General features: G+C 72.2%; 13 protein-coding genes. 9 read left to right on the top strand and 4 right to left on the bottom strand.

The features are described from left to right. Window positions 1–121: 121 nt before the first annotated feature. The 4 genes from HC362_RS23905 to HC362_RS23890 form a co-directional block, all read right to left on the bottom strand. Window positions 122–763: a hypothetical protein gene (locus tag HC362_RS23905; protein WP_243086120.1), complete on the bottom strand. Its 642-nt coding sequence runs from the start codon at window positions 761–763 to the stop codon at window positions 122–124. A gap of 42 nt (window positions 764–805) precedes the next feature. Further along, window positions 806–1,519 (bottom strand): NADPH-dependent F420 reductase, encoded by a 714-nt coding sequence (gene npdG / locus HC362_RS23900; protein ID WP_243086118.1) that lies wholly within the window; start codon window positions 1,517–1,519, stop codon window positions 806–808. 61 nt (window positions 1,520–1,580) lie between these two features. Beyond that, window positions 1,581–2,396, bottom strand: a complete 816-nt coding sequence (locus HC362_RS23895) for a TrmH family RNA methyltransferase (RefSeq protein WP_243086116.1) — start codon at window positions 2,394–2,396, stop codon at window positions 1,581–1,583. A gap of 19 nt (window positions 2,397–2,415) precedes the next feature. Continuing rightward, a complete protein-coding gene (locus tag HC362_RS23890) occupies window positions 2,416–3,564 on the bottom strand; it encodes a sialidase family protein (protein ID WP_243086114.1) in 1,149 nt (382 codons plus the stop codon). 299 nt (window positions 3,565–3,863) lie between these two features. On the opposite strand from HC362_RS23890, the gene HC362_RS23885 reads away from it, so the two are divergent. The 9 genes from HC362_RS23885 (at window position 3,864) to HC362_RS23845 (ending at window position 16,268) form a co-directional block, all read left to right on the top strand. After that, the gene (locus HC362_RS23885) at window positions 3,864–4,151 is read left to right on the top strand and encodes a hypothetical protein (protein WP_243086112.1); all 288 of its coding nucleotides are present in this window, start codon (window positions 3,864–3,866) and stop codon (window positions 4,149–4,151) included. A 202-nt stretch (window positions 4,152–4,353) separates the two neighbouring features. Beyond that, the gene (locus HC362_RS23880; RefSeq protein WP_243086111.1) at window positions 4,354–5,160 is read left to right on the top strand and encodes an HlyD family efflux transporter periplasmic adaptor subunit; all 807 of its coding nucleotides are present in this window, start codon (window positions 4,354–4,356) and stop codon (window positions 5,158–5,160) included. Window positions 5,161–5,399: 239 nt separating this feature from the next. Further along, window positions 5,400–7,517 carry an NHLP family bacteriocin export ABC transporter peptidase/permease/ATPase subunit gene (locus HC362_RS23875; protein WP_243088782.1) on the top strand — a complete coding sequence of 706 codons (2,118 nt, stop codon included), beginning with the start codon at window positions 5,400–5,402 and terminating at the stop codon, window positions 7,515–7,517. Further along, entirely contained in the window at window positions 7,514–10,537 is a 3,024-nt protein-coding gene (locus HC362_RS23870) for an NHLP bacteriocin export ABC transporter permease/ATPase subunit (RefSeq protein ID WP_243088781.1), read from the top strand. Before HC362_RS23875 ends, HC362_RS23870 begins: the two co-directional genes overlap by 4 nt. Before the next feature lie 131 nt (window positions 10,538–10,668). Further along, window positions 10,669–11,799 (top strand): substrate-binding domain-containing protein, encoded by a 1,131-nt coding sequence (locus tag HC362_RS23865; protein WP_243086109.1) that lies wholly within the window; start codon window positions 10,669–10,671, stop codon window positions 11,797–11,799. A gap of 185 nt (window positions 11,800–11,984) precedes the next feature. Beyond that, entirely contained in the window at window positions 11,985–13,334 is a 1,350-nt protein-coding gene (locus tag HC362_RS23860) for a sugar ABC transporter substrate-binding protein (RefSeq protein ID WP_243086108.1), read from the top strand. Continuing rightward, window positions 13,331–14,350: a sugar ABC transporter permease gene (locus HC362_RS23855; RefSeq protein WP_243086100.1), complete on the top strand. Its 1,020-nt coding sequence runs from the start codon at window positions 13,331–13,333 to the stop codon at window positions 14,348–14,350. The genes HC362_RS23860 and HC362_RS23855 overlap by 4 nt, the downstream gene beginning before the upstream one ends. Next, the gene (locus tag HC362_RS23850) at window positions 14,347–15,213 is read left to right on the top strand and encodes a carbohydrate ABC transporter permease (protein WP_243086098.1); all 867 of its coding nucleotides are present in this window, start codon (window positions 14,347–14,349) and stop codon (window positions 15,211–15,213) included. The genes HC362_RS23855 and HC362_RS23850 overlap by 4 nt, the downstream gene beginning before the upstream one ends. A 44-nt stretch (window positions 15,214–15,257) precedes the next feature. Beyond that, window positions 15,258–16,268 carry a hydroxyacid dehydrogenase gene (locus HC362_RS23845; RefSeq protein ID WP_243086096.1) on the top strand — a complete coding sequence of 337 codons (1,011 nt, stop codon included), beginning with the start codon at window positions 15,258–15,260 and terminating at the stop codon, window positions 16,266–16,268. Window positions 16,269–16,287: the final 19 nt, after the last annotated feature.

Raw genomic sequence — 16,287 nt, 5'->3', positions numbered from 1 at the left:
GTCGCCGCTCCACCCATGATGTGCGGGGTGTGCGCGGCCCGCATGTCCGAGGGGCGGGGTGCCCGGAGGGACGGAGGATTACACGGCGGCGGCCGACCGGCACCGCCCCGGCGTGGGCGACCTAGCGCCGGGCCTGGGCCGCCAGCCGCGTCGTCAGCTCGGTGAGCTGCGTACGGGAGAGCCGGGCGCCGTACTCGGCGCTGACGACCAGGGCGAGGTCGCCCTCACCGGCTGCCGGCAGCCGGACGGCGGCGACGTTCCCGCTGGGCGTCAGCCGCACCTCGCCGCGCCGGTCCCGCTGGAGCCGGCCGGCGTAGTCGAGCAACTCGTCCATCCCGATCCGCGCGTCGTGCTGGATCTGGGGCAGCAGCACGGTGACGGCGCGGCCCTTCCGTACGCCGACCGTGAAGAGGCGCAGCCGCTCCTTGCCCAGCCGGTATCCGCAGTCGACGAGGGCGCCGTCGGACCGGGCCAGCGGGGAGTCGGCACCGTCGGGCAGCTCCCCCTCGACGGAGCCGGCCTCGACTGCGCCGTCAAGGCCGGCGGACCGCGCGGCCCGAGCCACGTCGTAGCGGACGGGGCAGCTCGCACCCGGCCCGTCGGCCATCCGCTCCACGGCGGCGACGCTCAGCGGCGCGGACGCCTGCCGCGCGCTGCTGCCGCCGTCGGACCCCCTCTTGTCCTCGCCCTGCTGGGAGCAGCTGGCGAGCACCGCCGCCACCACGACGGCGACCGTCCAACCGCCCCCGGGGATTCTCCGCACCCCCACCGCACCCTGCCTGCCCGTCTGTCGGTCTTCCGCCTTTCAGATGTCGGTGAGGCGGATGCCCGCGTGAGCCTTGTAGCGGCGGTTGACGGAGATGAGGTTGGCGACCAGCGACTCGACCTGGTGCGCGTTGCGCAGCCGCCCGGCGAACACACCGCGCATCCCGGGGATGCGGGCCGCCAGCGCCTGCACGATCTCGCAGTCGGCTCGCACCTCGCCCAGCACCATCACGTCCGTCTCGATCTCCTCGACCTCCGGGTCGGAGAGCAGCACGGCCGACAGGTGGTGGAAGGCGGCCGTGACCCGCGAGTCCGGCAGCAGCGCGGCGGCCTGCTCGGCGGCGCTGCCCTCCTCGGGCACCAGCGCGTAGGCGCCCTTTTTGTCGAAGCCCAGCGGGTTGACGCAGTCCACGACCAGCTTGCCGGTCAACTCCTCGCGCAGCGACTCGATCGTCTTGGCGTGCCCCTCCCAGGGGACGGCCACGATCACGATGTCGGAGTCGCGGGCGCACTCGGCGTTGTCCGCGCCGCGCACCCCGTGCCCGATCTCCTCCGCGGCCTGCCGCGCCCGCTCGGCGGCACGCGACCCGATGGTCACGGCCATCCCGCTCCGCGCGAGCCGGTACGCCAGCCCCCGTCCCTGGTCCCCGGTCCCACCGAGCACCCCGACGCGCATCCCGGAGACATCGGGCAGCTCCCAGGGATCCTTCTTGGGCGCACGGCCATCGGCAGTCGAAGAGGCAACAGAAGTCATACGCCGCATCCTGCCACCTGGCGGCGCCCCTCGGCGCTGCCGAACGGCGTGAAGGCGATCACTACCGGCCGGTCAGGTGCCGTTGCCGCGCGGCTTCGTAGAGGGCTGTCGTGGCGGCGTTCGCGGCGTTGAGGGAGGAGGCGGAGCCCTGCATGGGGATGTGGACGGTGCGGTCGCAGCGGTTGCGCCAGGTGGTGCTCAGGCCTGTGGTCTCGTTGCCGACCAGGAGGAGGACGGGGCCGGTCAGCTCGGCGTCGAACAGGGCCGTCTCACCGTGTTCGTCGGTGCCGACGACGGTGATGTCGTGGGCCGAGAGCCAGTCGTCGACCTGGCGCGGGGAGGGGACGCGGACGGCGGGGAGGGAGAAGAGGGAGCCGGTGGAGGCGCGGACGGACTTGGGGTCGTAGACGTCGGCGGCGTGCCCGGTGACGATCAGCCCGTCGGCGCCGAAGGCGTCGGCGGAGCGGATGAGGGTGCCGATGTTGCCGGGGCTGGTGGGACGGTCGAAGAGAACGCCGAGGAAGGCCGGGCCCACGGGGATGCGGTCCAGATCGTCCGGTGGCATCCGTACGACGGCGACCAGCTCGGCGTCGCCCTCCGTGCGCTCGCTCAGCTCGGCGAGCAGCTCGGGCGCCATGGCGATGCGCTCGCCGGGCGCGGGCGAGTCGAGCAGTTCGCGGGCCCAGTCGGAGAGCCGGCGGCCCTCGGCGTACAGCAGGGCCGTGGTCGGCCACCCGGCCCCGACCGCGAGGGTGATCGGCCGTACGCCCTGGACCAGGAACTCTCCGGCGCGCTGCCGCTTGGTGCGGTTGGTCAGCAGGGCCTGCCACTGCTGGAAGCGGGCGTTACGGGTGGTGATGCGGTGAAGGCGGGGCACCCGTCGAGCGTAGTGGCGGTCAGGCCAGGTCCGTCACCGGGATACGGCGGAAGGTGATCGTCTCGTAGGCGCTGTCGCCGCCGGTCTCGTAGAGGAGGCCGACGGTCTCCTGGTCGGCCCGGACCAGATCGGAGTACGCGGCCCGCCGCTCGTCCACGGTGTGGACCTCGCGCCAGGTGACGCCGCCGTCCGTGCTGGCGCGTACGGACATCCGGTAGCGGGTGTCGGGGCGCGAGGGTGCGGAGAAGAGGAGCACATCCGGGTCGCGGAGCTGGAGGACGGAGGCCTCGACGACGGGGGTCGTGAGGTGCGGTTGGGGCGCGAAGGGTGCGGTCAGGGTCTCGCCGCCGTCGGTGGAACGCGCTTCGGCGCGGTGTTCGGGTACCTCGGAGTCGTTGCGGGTGTTGAAGTAGACCGTGCCGTCGGTCAGTTCGGCGGCCGTGGTCTCGTTGACGTTGATCCGGCCGTCGGGGTTGTCGTCCACGTAGCCGATCCGCCAGGTGGCGCCCCCGTCGTCGCTGAGGAGGTCGTGGCCGCCGTTGTAGCGGCCCTCGGTGCCGTCGTCGCCGGAGAGGGTGGGCGGCGTGGAGTGGTTGGCGGGGACAAGGACCCGTCCGGAGCTCAGCTGGAGGGCGTGGCCCGGGGTGGTGGCGTACCAGCGCCAGTCGGGGTGCTTGGCGGTGCCGGTGATCTCGCGGGGCGCGGCCCAGCCGAGGCCGTGGTCCTCGCTGAACCGCACCCATACGCGGCGCCCTTGCCCGGCGTCGATTTCGCCGCGCCGGATGCGCTCCTCGGTGGCGTCGGCCGCGCTGGTGACGAAGACGAGGAGGACGCGCCCGTCGTCGAGGACGACGGGCGCCGGGTTGCCGGCGGTGCCTTCGGCCGGGTCGTCGCCGGAGTCCCGGCCCCGGCGGCCGGCGCCCGGCGAGCCGCCCGCGCTGTCGCCGTAGCGGGCCACGGCGGCCAGCCGGCCCCAGGTGCGGCCGCCGTCCGTGGAGCGTTTGAGGACGATGTCGATGTTCCCGCTGTCCTTGGCCGAGTCGACCCGGCCCTCGGCGAAGGCGAGCAGGGCGCCGTCGGCCGCGCGGACGACGGCGGGGATGCGGAAGCTGGCGTAGCCCTCGCTCCCGGCGCGGAAGGGTACGGAACTGACGTACTCGTGCGGCATCGAGCGATTCCCAACTGCCGGAGGTAGAACGTCCCTTGTCCTGGGGCGAACGGTAGGCAGCCCGCACAGAGCCGTCAAGAACGAACGGCGCGGACAAGCCGCAGAACCGGACGGCACAAAAGAGGCGGGGGTGTGCTGACTCTTCACCAGGCGGTGCACCATGTGGAGATCTTGAGACGAGTGGACCCTCAAGTGGCGGATGGCTGCACCGGCGTGTTTCGCTCTTCGAGCAGTCGGGCGGAACGACCGCTACCGGTTCCGAATTCGTCCGGTTTTCCGGGTGTGACCACGCCCGACTGATGAGCGCCCTGATCGGCATTTTCTGCCGCGAGGGGCGAGTCCCCCTCATAAACCCGAAAGCAATGAAGGGAAGCGCATTCATGCGTCACCAGATCGAGACCGCCGAGCTTGCCGACGCCGAGCTGGACGCCGTTTCCGGCGGCCTGCTGAACGAGACCCTCGGCGCGGCCGGCGGGACCGTCGACGGCGTTGAGGGCCTGGTCGGCAACACCGTCAGCGGCGTTTCCAGCAACGGCCTCCCGAGCGTCGGCGTCTCCCTCGGCGCCGGTGCCGACGCCCAGGCCTGAGCATTCGCCAGGACTTCAGGTGTCATTGACTGACACCTTTCCCGCGCCACGGAGTGTCCGCTCGGAATTTCCGTAGCGATTCCCGGCACGGGCAGGAGCCATAAGCCCCGGAACAGCGTTCCGGGGCTTATGTGTTACGGTCATGCGCCGTTGCCGCCACTTCGGTGACCGACCGTAGAAACAAACGTGAAGGAAAGGTGACGTGGAGTTCCGGCAAAAGGCGCTTGCCAAGCTGCAATCGCCCGAAGAACTCGACGTTCCGGTACGTTTCGCGCGGCCGCAGGGACTTCTCGTACTCGTCGTCACCCTTGTGGTGATGGCGGCGGGTTCCGTCTGGGCCGTCACCGGCACGGTCTCCTCCAAACTCACCGCCGCCGGCGTCCTCACCCACACCGAGGGCAGCTACCTGCTCCAGAGCCCGGTCGCGGGCCAGGTGACCGCCGTGCACGTCAAGGCGGGGCAACTGGTGGAGAAGGACGCACCGGTGCTGAGTGTGCGCACGGACGACGGCGTACGCGCTGTACGCGCGGTGGCCCGCGGCAGAGTCACCTCGCTGGCCGCCGAGGTCGGCGCCGTGGTCACCACCGGAGCGGACGTGGCGACCGTCGAACGCGTCAAGAGCTCCGGCGACCCGCTGGTGGCCATGCTCTATGTCCCCGCCGACAAGGCGGCGACGGTACCGGTGGGCGCCAAGGTCGACCTGACCGTCGGCTCCGTGCCCACGGACCGGTACGGGATGCTGCGCGGCACGGTGCAGGCCATCGGACGGACCCCGCAGACCCGGCAGCAGATCAGCGGCTTCCTGGGAGACAAGGACTTGGCACAGCAGTTCACCCGAGAGGGCCGTCCGCTGGCCGTCCGGATACGGCTGAAGCGCTCCTCGGCGACGAAGTCGGGGTACGCCTGGTCCCGCGGCGGCGGTCCCCCCTCGGCGCCCGACTCGGCGACACCCGTCAGCGGCGCCGTCCACCTCGCCTCCCAGCGCCCCGTCGACTGGCTGCTGCCGTGAGCACACCGCAGCACGACCGGCCCCCGCAACAGCGTCAACAGCGCCGCCGGCACGGCGGCCGCCAGGCACCCGGCCCGACCGGACGGGCGCAGCGGCGCGGCGCCCCCGGCGGCAAGACCCGCACGGCCGCCGCCGGGAAGCCCCGCGCGGGCGGCGGCGCGAAACCACGCGCGGGCGGCGGCGCGAAACCGCAGACCCCGCGCCGCACCAGGAGCGTGCGCACCCCCACGGTGCTCCAGATGGAGGCCGTCGAATGCGGTGCGGCCGCGCTCGCCATGGTGCTGGGCCACTACGGGCGGCACATACCGCTGGAAGAGCTGCGCATCGCCTGCGGCATCTCCCGGGACGGCTCGCGGGCCAGCAGTCTCCTGAAAGCCGCGCGCGGCTACGGACTGACGGCCAAGGGCATGCAGATGGAACCGGCCGGACTGGCCGAGGTGCGCGCGCCCGCCATCCTGTTCTGGGAGTTCAACCACTACGTCGTCTTCGACGGGATGGGCCGCCGCTTCGGCCGCCGCGGTGTGCACATCAACGACCCGGCGCGCGGGCGCAGGTTCGTCTCCATGGAGGAGTTCGACACCTCGTTCACCGGTGTGGTGCTGACCTTCGCACCGTCCGACGACTTCCGGCGCGGCGGCCGCAAACCGAGCGTCACCGGCGCCCTCCCGGCGCGGCTGCGCGGCACCTCGGGCGCCATGCTGGCGGCGCTGGTGGCCAGCTTCCTGCTGGTCGTCGTCGGTGCCTCGGTGCCCGCGCTGAGCCGTACCTACATCGACACCTTCGTCTTCGGCGGGCAGGACTCGCTGCTGGACGTGCTGTTCGCAGCGATGGGCGCCGCCGTCCTGCTCACCGGCGTACTGACCGCGCTCCAGCAGGGCAATCTGCTGCGCGCCCGGCTCATCTCCTCCACCCTCAGCAGCGCCCGCTTCCTGCGGCATCTGCTGCGGCTGCCGGTCACCTTCTTCGCGCAGCGCAACCCGGCCGACCTGGTCCAGCGTCTGCAATCCAACGACACGGTGGCCGAGACCCTGGCCAGGGACCTGGCGGCGGCGGGCGTGGACGCCGTGGTCGTCGTCGGCTACGCGGTGCTGCTGTGGACCTACGACCCGCAACTCACCCTCGTCGGCGTGGGGATCGCGCTGCTGAACGTGGTGGCGATGCGGGTGGTCGTAAGGCTGCGGGCCACCGGGACGCAGAAGCTGCGCGCCGACCGGGCCAAGCTCACCAACACCTCCTACAGCGGCCTCCAGCTCATCGAGACGATGAAGGCGACCGGCGGCGAGGCCGGTTACTTCCGCCGCTGGGCCGGCCAGCACGCCACCACGCTCGACACCCAGCAGCGGCTCGGGGTGCCCAGCGCCGCGCTGGCCGTGGTCGCGCCCACGCTGGCCACGCTCAACAGCGCCCTGATCCTGCTGATCGGCGGGATGCGCGCCGTGGAGGGCGCCATCACGGCGGGGCTGCTGGTCGCCTTCCAGGCGCTGGTCACCAGCTTCACCGCGCCGCTGACCCGGCTGAACTCGGTGGCGGGCCGCATCCAGGACTTCGCGGCCGACGTCGCCCGGCTCAAGGACGTGGAGGCCTTCCCCGCCGACCCGCTCTACACCCGCCGCGAACCACCCGCCAGCACCCGGCGGCTGGCCGGCCATGTGACGCTGGAGAACGTCACCTTCGGCTACAACCCGCTGGACAAGCCGCTGCTGACGGGGCTGTCGCTGGCCGTGGGGCCTGGGCAGCAGATCGCGCTGGTCGGCGGCTCGGGCAGCGGCAAGTCCACGGTCTCGCGGCTGATCGCGGGCCTGTACACGCCGTGGGAGGGGATCATCAGGATCGACGGGCAGCGGCTGGAGGACCTGCCGCGCGGGGCGCTGGCCGCCTCGGTCTCGTTCGTCGACCAGGACGTGTTCCTCTTCGAGGGCACGGTGCGGGACAACGTGGCGCTGTGGGACCCCTCCCTCACCGACGACGCGGTCGAGGAGGCGCTGCGGGACGCCGCACTGCACGAGGACGTGGCGCGCCGCCCCGGCGGTCTGCACAGCCGCGTCGAGCAGGACGGCCGCAACTTCTCCGGCGGCCAGCGGCAGCGGCTGGAGATCGCCCGGGCGCTGGTGCGGCGCCCCAGCATCCTCGTACTGGACGAGGTGACCAGCGCACTGGACGCCGAGACCGAGGCGGTCATCATCGACAACCTGCGGCGGCGCGGCTGCGCCTGTGTGGTGATCGCGCACCGGCTGAGCACCGTCCGGGACAGCGACGAGATCGTGGTGCTGGACCGCGGCAGCGTCGTGGAGCGGGGACGGCACGAGCAACTGCTCGCGGCGCAGGGCGCGTACGCCCGCCTCGTCAAGGAGCACTGAGGTACTTGTATCCGACCGCAGACCCGCAGCACCACTCCGCGGCGCCCGACGTGGTGGTCGCGCACTTCGGCCCGCTCGGCGAAGCGGTACCGCACACGCCCGGCAGCGGCCTGGCGCTGGAAGGGCCGCATGTGCTGTGGCTGGTGGCCGAGGGCGCGATGGACGTGTTCGCGGTGGACGCCGCCGGGCAGGGCCACTGGCACTTCCTGGGCCGGCTGGAGGCCGGCACGCTGCTGCTCGGCCCCGTCCAGGGACCGCGGCACACCCTGGTGGGCCGTCCGGTGCGCGGCGGAGTGCTGCGCCGGATACCGCTGATGGAGCTGTTCCACCAGCCTGCCGCGCAGGGCGGCTACGGCGGGTACGGCAACGCGGATCCGTACGACACAGGGAGCCACGCGGTGTACGACACGGGCCAGTACCCGGCGTACGACACGGGCGGACACCCGGTGTACGACACCGGCGAACACCCCGCGTACGACACCGGCTCCTACCCCGCCTACGACACCGGCGGATACCCGGCGTACGGCGGCCAGGCCGGAGCCTGGGACCAGGGCGGTGTGCTCGGGCCGCTGGAGGACGCGTTCGCGCGGGGGGTCGGGCGCGGCCTGCGCGTGCTGTTCGAGGCGCCGCTGGACGGGCAGCCGGGCCACGAGCCGCACGCGGACCAGCAGGCGCCCGCCACCGACGACGACATCCTGTGGATGCCCGTGGCGCCCGGCAGCGTGCGGTACGGCAGCTCGACCGAACTGCTGATCGACGGTACGACCTGGCAGCTCATGGTCGACCAGCTCTCCCGGCTGCTGCTGACCCTGGACCGCTGGATCGAACGGCTGGAGCGCGCGCACGAGGACCGTACGGCAGCCGGTATGGAGGCGGGCGAGAACGTCCGCGCCGAGGCCGACGAGGCGCTGCTCGCCGCGATCGACAAGTCGGCGGGCGGCAGTCGGGGCAGCCGGCAGACCGACGACAGCACGGTGGCCGTCTGCAGGGCGGTCGCCGAAGCGGCAGGAGTCACCCTGCGGCTGCCACCCGAAGGACTCTCCGCCGACGACCGGATGGACCCGGTCGAACGCCTGGCGCTCACCTCGGGGCTGCGCACCCGCGCGGTGAAGCTCTCCGGCGACTGGTGGAAGGAGAACACCGGTCCGCTGGTCGGCTTCCGGGCCGCGAGCAGCGCGCCCGTGGCACTGCTGTGGCGGCGCGGCCGGTACGAGGCGGTACAGCCCGGCAGCGGCAGCCGCTGGCGGCTCGGCAGGGAGAACGCGGCCACCCTCGCGTCCCGCGCCGTGATGTTCTACCGGCCGCTGCCCGAAAAGCCGCTGCCCGCACGGCGGCTGCTCCGCTTCGCGTTGCACGGCGCCCGCGGCGACCTGCTCACCCTCGTGCTGAGCGGACTGGTCGCGGTCGGCCTCGGCGCGCTGGTGCCGGTGGCCACCGGGCAGGTGCTGGGCGAGTACGTGCCCAACGCCGAGAAGGGCCTGATCGTGCAGGCAGCGGCGGCGCTGGTGGGCACCGCCGTGGTCGCGGCCGCTTTCATGCTGCTGCAGAACACCGCGCTGCTGAGGCTGGAAGGCCGCATCGAGGCCAGCCTGCAGCCGGCCGTATGGGACCGGTTGCTGCGGCTGCCGACCCGGTTCTTCGCCGAACGCTCCACCGGGGAACTGGCCAGCGCCGCCATGGGCGTCAGCGCCATCCGGCGGGTGCTCTCGGGCATCAGCTCGATCGTCGTACAGTCCGGCACCATCGCCGCGGTCAACCTCGTACTGCTGCTGGCCTACAGCGTGCAGCTCGCCCTCGCCGCGCTCGGCGTCCTCGCGGTGGTCGCGACCGTGTTCGCCGCCACCGGGCTGTGGCAGCTGCGCTGGCAGCGCCGCCTGGTGAAGCTCAACAACAAGCTGAACAACCAGGCGTTCCAGACCCTGCGCGGCCTGCCGAAACTGCGCGTGGCCGCGGCCGAGTCCTTCGCGTACGCGGCGTGGGCCAAGGAGTTCGCGCGCAGCCGGGAACTCCAGCGCCGGGCAGGACGCATCCGCAACCTGAGCACCGTCGTCAACGCGGTCTATCTGCCGCTCGCCACGCTGCTGCTGTTCGTCCTGCTGAGCGGCCCGGCGCGGGGCGCGCTCTCCCCCAGCGGGTTCCTCACCTTCACCACGTCCATGACGATGCTGCTGACGTCGGTCACCCAGCTGACCAACGCGCTGATCTCCTGCGCCGCAGTGCTGCCGATGTACGAGCAGATCAAGCCGGTGCTGCACGAACTGCCCGAGGTGCGGGGCGGCAGCGTACAACCGGGCACCCTGTCGGGAGCCGTCGAGGCGCGGGAGCTGACCTTCCGCTACTCCGAGGACGGCCCGCTCGTCCTGGACGGCGTCTCCTTCCGCGCCGAGCCCGGCGAGTTCGTCGCCATCGTCGGGGCCAGTGGCTGCGGCAAGTCGACGCTGCTGCGGCTGCTGATCGGCTTCGACCGGCCCACCTCGGGGGAGGTCCGCTACGACGGGCAGGATCTGGCGGCGCTCGACCAGTCGGCCGTACGCCGCCAGTGCGGCGTCGTCCTGCAGAACGCCCAGCCGCACGCCGGCTCCATCCTGGAGTGCATCTGCGGCGCCGAGACCTTCCCCCTGGAAGAGGTGTGGGAAGCCGCCCGGATGGCCGGGGTCGCCGACGACATCAAGGCAATGCCGATGGGGCTGCACACCATGCTCTCCGACGGCGGCAGCACCGTATCCGGCGGCCAGCGGCAACGCCTGATGATCGCCCAGGCTCTGGTACGCCGCCCCCGGCTCCTCTTCTTCGACGAGGCGACCAGCGCGCTCGACAACGAGACCCAGCGGGTGGTCACCGAGGCCACGAGCCGGCTGCGCGCCACCCGCATCGTGATCGCCCACCGGCTGTCCACCGTGCTGGACGCGGACCGCGTGATCGTCATGGACCAGGGCCGCGTGGTCCAGGAGGGCACGCCTGCCGCGCTGCTCGCCGACGCGGGAGGCCTCTTCCACGAACTGGTGCGGCGCCAACGGTGATCGCGGCGAACGCTGTGGTTGCGCGCCTTTACCTTTCCGCCGGAAGGGGCGACGGCCTCAGCCCCCACGTTCGACGGCCCCGCAACGGCGCATATCGTAGGGAGAAACGGTCAAACGAAAGGGATACCGCCGTGCGCGAGGGGGCCGCCGCCAGGCGGGAGAGGGTGCTGGAGGCGGTCCGTACGCGCGGGGAGGTGCGGGTGACCCAACTCGCCGCGGAGCTCGACGTCTCCGTCGTCACCCTGCGGCGGGACGTGGAAGAGCTGGCGCGGCGTGGGCAGTTGCGGCGGGGGCACGGGGTGGCGCGTTCCCTCTCCCCGGTGCCGGCGCAGCACGACGCCTCGGCCCCGGCGGTGGGACTGATCGTCCCGGAGAACCACTCATATCTGTTCGAGGCGGTGCGCGGCGCCCGGGACGCGTTGGAGGCGGCGGGTGTGCGGATGTCCCTGCACATCGCCCCGCACCGGGCCGACGCGGAGCGGTCGATGGCCCGGCAGGCGGTGCAGCAGGGGGTGCGGGGGCTGCTGGTGTCGCCGCGCTGGCAGACCGCCGCCAGCGCTGTGCGGGACGAGGAGTGGCTGGCCGAACTGCCGGTACCGTCCGTCCTGATGGAGCGCCGGCCGTCGCCGGGCTCGCCGCTGCACGCTCATGACTCGGTGCGAAGCGACCACTGGTACGGCGCTCATCTGGCGCTGGAGCACCTGGTGTCGCTGGGGCACCGCCGTATCGTGCTGGCGGCTCGGGACGACAGCCCGACGGCCCGCACGCTGCGCGCCGCGTTCGCGCAGATCGCGAGCGAGCGCGCGGACGTGGCCGAGTGGGCCGTGGTGCTCAGCGCGGGCGTGGGAGACAGCGCGGACCGGCGTCCCGCCGCGCTGGTGGATCTGCCCGCTGTGCTGCGCGAGCACGAGGCGACGGCGGCCGTGCTGCACGCGGACGTGGACGCGCTGATGCTGGTTCAGCAGTTGCGCGAACAGGGCTTGCGGGTGCCCGAGGACTGTTCGGTGGTGGCGTACGACGACGTGGTGGCGGCACTGGGCAGTCCGCCGCTGACCGCGGTGGCACCGCCGAAGGAGGAGATCGGCCGGGCGGCCGCCGAGCTGCTGCTGCGCCGACTGCGCCATCCCCGTGGTGAGGCCCCGGAGGCGGTGCGCAGGATCGAGCTGCTGCCCCAGCTCAAGGTGCGGGGCTCGACGGCGCCGGTCGCGTCGGTGGCCCCCGAGGCGGACCCGGAGGCGACGGCGGAGGGTGCCGCCGGCTAGCGGGGCCGGAGCCGAGCCCGGGGTCAGTGCCGGGGCCGGGCCCCCAGTCGTGCACCGGAGCGGCCAACTCCCGTGCTCGCACGATCGTTTGACCGCTTTATTTTCTCCTGATCGATCCATTGACCCCCTTTCTTCGAGCGCTCAGGATGCGGATGTCCCCTCCTCCCACGAAGGAGGCCTCCACCGTGCACCGCCGTATCCCACGGAGTGCCCGCACCGCCCTGACCGCCCTGGCCGCACTCCCCCTCCTGCTGACCACCGCATGTACCGGCGACGGCTCAGCGGCGGCCGGGGCCGCGGCGGGAGGGTCCGGCAAGGGCCCCGTCCACATCACGTTCTGGTCCGCACTGCGCGGCAGCCAGGAAGTGGTGGACGCCTACAACAAGAGCCAGAGCCGCATCCACGTCGACTTCCAGCAGATCCCCTCCGGCAACCAGGGCGGGTACGCGAAGCTGAGCAACGCGGCCCGCGCAGGCAACGCGCCCGACGTCGCCACCCTGGAGTACCCGCAGGTACCCGGGTTCGCCATCGACGGGGTGGCCCGCGACATCACGCCCCTGGTCGGCGAGCGGCTGCGGAAGAAGCTGTTGCCGCAGGCGCTGGCGCTCACCACGTTCGAAGGCCGCACGTTCAGCGTGCCGTTGGACGTGGAGCCGATGGTCTTCCTCTACCGCCGGGACCTGTTCGAGAGGTACGACATCGCCGTACCGCGCACCTGGGCGCAGTTCGAGCAGGCGGCGCGGAAGATCAAGCGCGCGGCGCCCGGTTCGCGTATCGCCACCTTCCCCGCCGACGGCGGCACCCAGCTGGCGGGCTGGGCCTGGCAGGCGGGTGCGCGCTGGTTCGACACCCGCGGCGGGGCCTGGACGGTCTCCATGACGGACGAGCCCACCAGGAAGGTGGCGGCGTACTGGCAGCGGCTGATCGACGAGAAGCTGGTGTTCGTCAACTCGGTCGACACCCAGGAGGGTTCGGCGCAGGTGGGCAGGGGCGCGGTGTTCGGCAAGCTGGCCGGCGCCTGGGACGCGGGCGGGACGATGTCCTCCCAGCCCGGCCAGAAGGGCAAGTGGCGGGTGGCCCCGATGCCCCGGTGGGACCTGGCGCACCCGCGCGTCGGCACCCATGGCGGCTCCACGTTCGCCGTCACCAAGGACAGCCGGCACCCCGAGGAGGCCATGGACTTCATCGAGTGGCAGGTCTCCAGCCCCGAGTCGCTCAAGGCCCGGCTCTCCAGCGGGACGAGCAGCGCGTATCCGGCGGCCACCGGGCTGGTTCCGGTCGCCCGGAAGGCGATGGACACCAGCTACTTCGGCGGCCAGGACATCTATCCCCTCTTCCGGCGGGAGGCCGAGCGCATCTCCGGGCAGTGGAAGTGGGGTCCACGCATGACGGCCACGCTCAAGACCGTCCAGGACCGGCTGGCGCGGGTGGGCGAGGGGCAGGGCACCGTGCTGGACGCGCTGCGCGCGGGCCAGCGCGGGACGATGCCGGATCTGAAGTCCCTCGGGCTGAACGCGCGGGAGGGCTCCCGGTGACCACGACCACGACCACCACCACGCAGACCGGCGCGGCAGGCGCGCCCGGGAGGGCGGGCGCCGGCGCCCGGCCGGCCGCCGTCCCGCGGAGCGGGGCACGGGACACCGCGCGTCGGCGCAGACTGGGCGCCTGTGCGGCGCTGATGGCCCCGTTCTTCGTCCTACTGGTCGTCGTCTTCCTGGTTCCGGTGGGCGGCGCGGTGTGGCTGAGCTTCTTCAGCGACGACCAGCCGGGGCTCGGTTTCGGCCCCGAGCGCACCGTCTTCGCCGGGCTGCGCAGCTACCGGGCCGTACTGTCCGACCCCACCTTCCTGGCGGGGCTGGGGACGACGGCGCTCTACTGTCTCGTCTACATCCCGCTGATGGTGCTGCTGGCCCTCGCGCTGGCGCTGCTGCTGGACTCGGGCGCGGTGCGGCTGCGGCGTACGGCGCAGCTGGGGCTGTTCCTGCCGCACGCGGTGCCGGGCCTGATCGCCGCCGTCATCTGGCTGTATCTGTACACGCCGGGGCTCAGCCCGGTCGTCGAGGCGCTGGCCGGGGCCGACATCAGCGTCGACTTCCTCGGCGTGGACACCGTGCTGCCGTCCATCGTGAACGTCGCGATGTGGAGCAACCTCGGCTACAACGTCGTCATCTTCTACGCCGCCTTGCAGGCAGTGCCGCGGGAGCTGACGGAGGCCGCGCTGGTGGACGGCGCGGGTCCGGTCCGTACGGCGCTGCAGATCAAGGTGCCGCTGGTGCGGGCCTCCGGCGTGCTGGTCGCGATGTTCACGCTGATCTGGTCCCTGCAGCTGTTCACCGAGCCGATGCTGCTCAGCCAGGCCACACCGATCGTCGGCAGCCGCTTCACGCCGAACATGTACATCTACGACGCCGCCTTCACCCGCAACAACTACGGCCTGGCCGCGGCCGCCTCGGTGGTGCTGCTCGCCGTCACCGTCGCGCTGTCCTACGGGCTGAGCCGGTGGAGCAACCGCACGGGCGCGGCACACGCCGCTCAGGAGGGTTCCCGATGAGCGCCTTCGCTCCGCCGCGCGCGGCGCGGCCCCGGCTGCTGGGCCGGACCGCCGTCAACGCCGTCGTGGGCCTGTCCGTCCTCTACACCCTGCTGCCGGTGCTGTGGCTGGTGCTTGCCGCGGCCAAGAACCGGGACGCGCTCTTCAGCAGCGATCTGCTCTCGCTCGGCGACTTCTCCCTCGCCGACAACATCTCCACGCTGTTCGCCACCCAGGACGGCATCTACGGGCGCTGGTACGTCAACAGTCTGCTGTACGCCGTGCTGGGCGCGGCGCTGGGCTCCATGGTGAGCGTCGCGTGCGGGTACGCCTTCGACAAGTACCGCTTCCGGGGCAAGGAGAAGCTGTTCGGGCTGGTGCTCGCGGGCGTCATGGTGCCGCCCACCGTGTTGGCGCTCCCGCTGTATCTGATGGCCTCCGAGGTGGGGGTGGTCAACACCTTCTGGTCGGTGTTCGTCCCCGTGCTGTTCAACCCGTTCGGGGTGTATCTGGGGCGGGTCTTCAGCCAGGGCTATGTGCCCGACGAGGTGCTCGAGGCCGCCCGGGTGGACGGCGCGGGCGAGCTGGCGTCCTACTTCCGGGTGGCGCTGCGGATGCTGGGCCCCGGCCTGGTGACGGTGTTCCTCTTCCAGCTCACCGCGATCTGGAACAACTTCTTCCTGCCCATGGTGATGCTGTCCGACCAGTCGCTCTTCCCTGTCAGCCTGGGCCTGTACATCTGGAACAGCTCCGCCGTCGTGACGCCCGACTACTACCCCGTCGTCATCACCGGCTCGCTGCTCGCCGTCCTCCCGCTGATCGCCGCCTTCGTGCTGCTGCAGCGCTACTGGAAGTCCGGCCTGACAGCGGGCAGCGTGAAGTGAGCCGGTCCGCACCACGCGCACTCATCCACACCACCAGGAGCCGAATGCCCCGCAGCAAGCCTCTCGCCGCTCTCGCCATGGACGTCCGGGCGGCGGACGCCGTTCTGAAGCCCGCCGTACGGCGCCGCCTCGCCGAGATGGTCGAGCTCGCCGAGCCGGTGCTGTCCGACTTCACCTCCCGGGCCGCAGGCGGAGTCCTGCCCCAGGTGGAGCTGCTCATCACCGGCTGGGGCTGTCCACAACTGGACGAGGCCGCGCTCGCGCGGGCCCCTCGGCTGCGCGCCGTCGCGCACACGGCGGGCAGCGTGCGGGGGCACCTCACTGACGCGTGCTGGGCGCGCGGTATCGAGGTCTCCACGGCGGCGGCCGCCAACGCGGCACCTGTCGCCGAGTACACCCTGGCCATGGTCCTGCTGGCGAACAAGCGGGTGCTGCCGGTGGCCCGCGCCTACCAGCGGCAGCGCAGCCGTGCGGACTGGCTCTTCCCCGATCCGCTGCTGGGCAACTACCGCCGCACCGTGGGCATTGTGAGCGCCTCCCTGGTCGGGCGCCGCGTCATCGAGCTGCTGGGCGCGCACGATCTGCGGGTGCTGCTGTACGACCCGTACGTGGACGTGGCCGGGGCGGCGCAGCTCGGTGCGGCCAAGGTCGAGTTGGCCGAGCTGTTCGCGTCGTCGGACGTGGTGAGCGTGCACACCCCGCTGCTGCCCGAGACGCGCGGGCTGGTGAGCGGCGAGCTGCTGGCCCTGCTACGGGACGGCGGCACGCTGATCAACACCGCGCGCGGCGCGGTCGTCGACCAGGAGGCGCTCACCGAGGAGCTGCTGGACGGCCGTATCCACGCGGTGCTGGATGTCACGGAGCCCGAGGTGCTGCCCGCCGGCCATCCGCTGTGGGAGTGCGAGAACGCGCTGCTCACCCCGCACCTGGCCGGATCGCAGGGCAACGAGCTGGACCGGCTGGCGGAGCTGACACTGGACGAGGTGCGCCGCTGGGCGGCCGGTGAGGGCTTCGCCCATGCCGTACGCCCCGAGCGGAAGGAGCTGTTGGCGTGAGGGAGCACAGCGCCGCAGG

This window comes from Streptomyces sp. 891-h (assembly GCF_022760275.1).
Classification (GTDB): domain Bacteria; phylum Actinomycetota; class Actinomycetes; order Streptomycetales; family Streptomycetaceae; genus Streptomyces; species Streptomyces spirodelae.
Note: the sequence above shows the minus strand (reverse complement) of the source record. Positions and strands in the feature narration are given on the sequence as shown.

Excerpts from the sequence above, each read along its gene's own strand:
- npdG (WP_243086118.1), bottom strand. The coding sequence starts at position 1,519 with ATGACTTCTGTTGCCTCTTCGACTGCCGATGGCCGTGCGCCCAAGAAG.
- HC362_RS23890 (WP_243086114.1), bottom strand. The coding sequence starts at position 3,564 with ATGCCGCACGAGTACGTCAGTTCCGTACCCTTCCGCGCCGGGAGCGAG.
- HC362_RS23885 (WP_243086112.1), top strand. The coding sequence starts at position 3,864 with ATGAGCGCCCTGATCGGCATTTTCTGCCGCGAGGGGCGAGTCCCCCTC.
- HC362_RS23875 (WP_243088782.1), top strand. The coding sequence starts at position 5,400 with ATGGAGGCCGTCGAATGCGGTGCGGCCGCGCTCGCCATGGTGCTGGGC.
- HC362_RS23850 (WP_243086098.1), top strand. The coding sequence starts at position 14,347 with ATGAGCGCCTTCGCTCCGCCGCGCGCGGCGCGGCCCCGGCTGCTGGGC.
- HC362_RS23845 (WP_243086096.1), top strand. The coding sequence starts at position 15,258 with ATGCCCCGCAGCAAGCCTCTCGCCGCTCTCGCCATGGACGTCCGGGCG.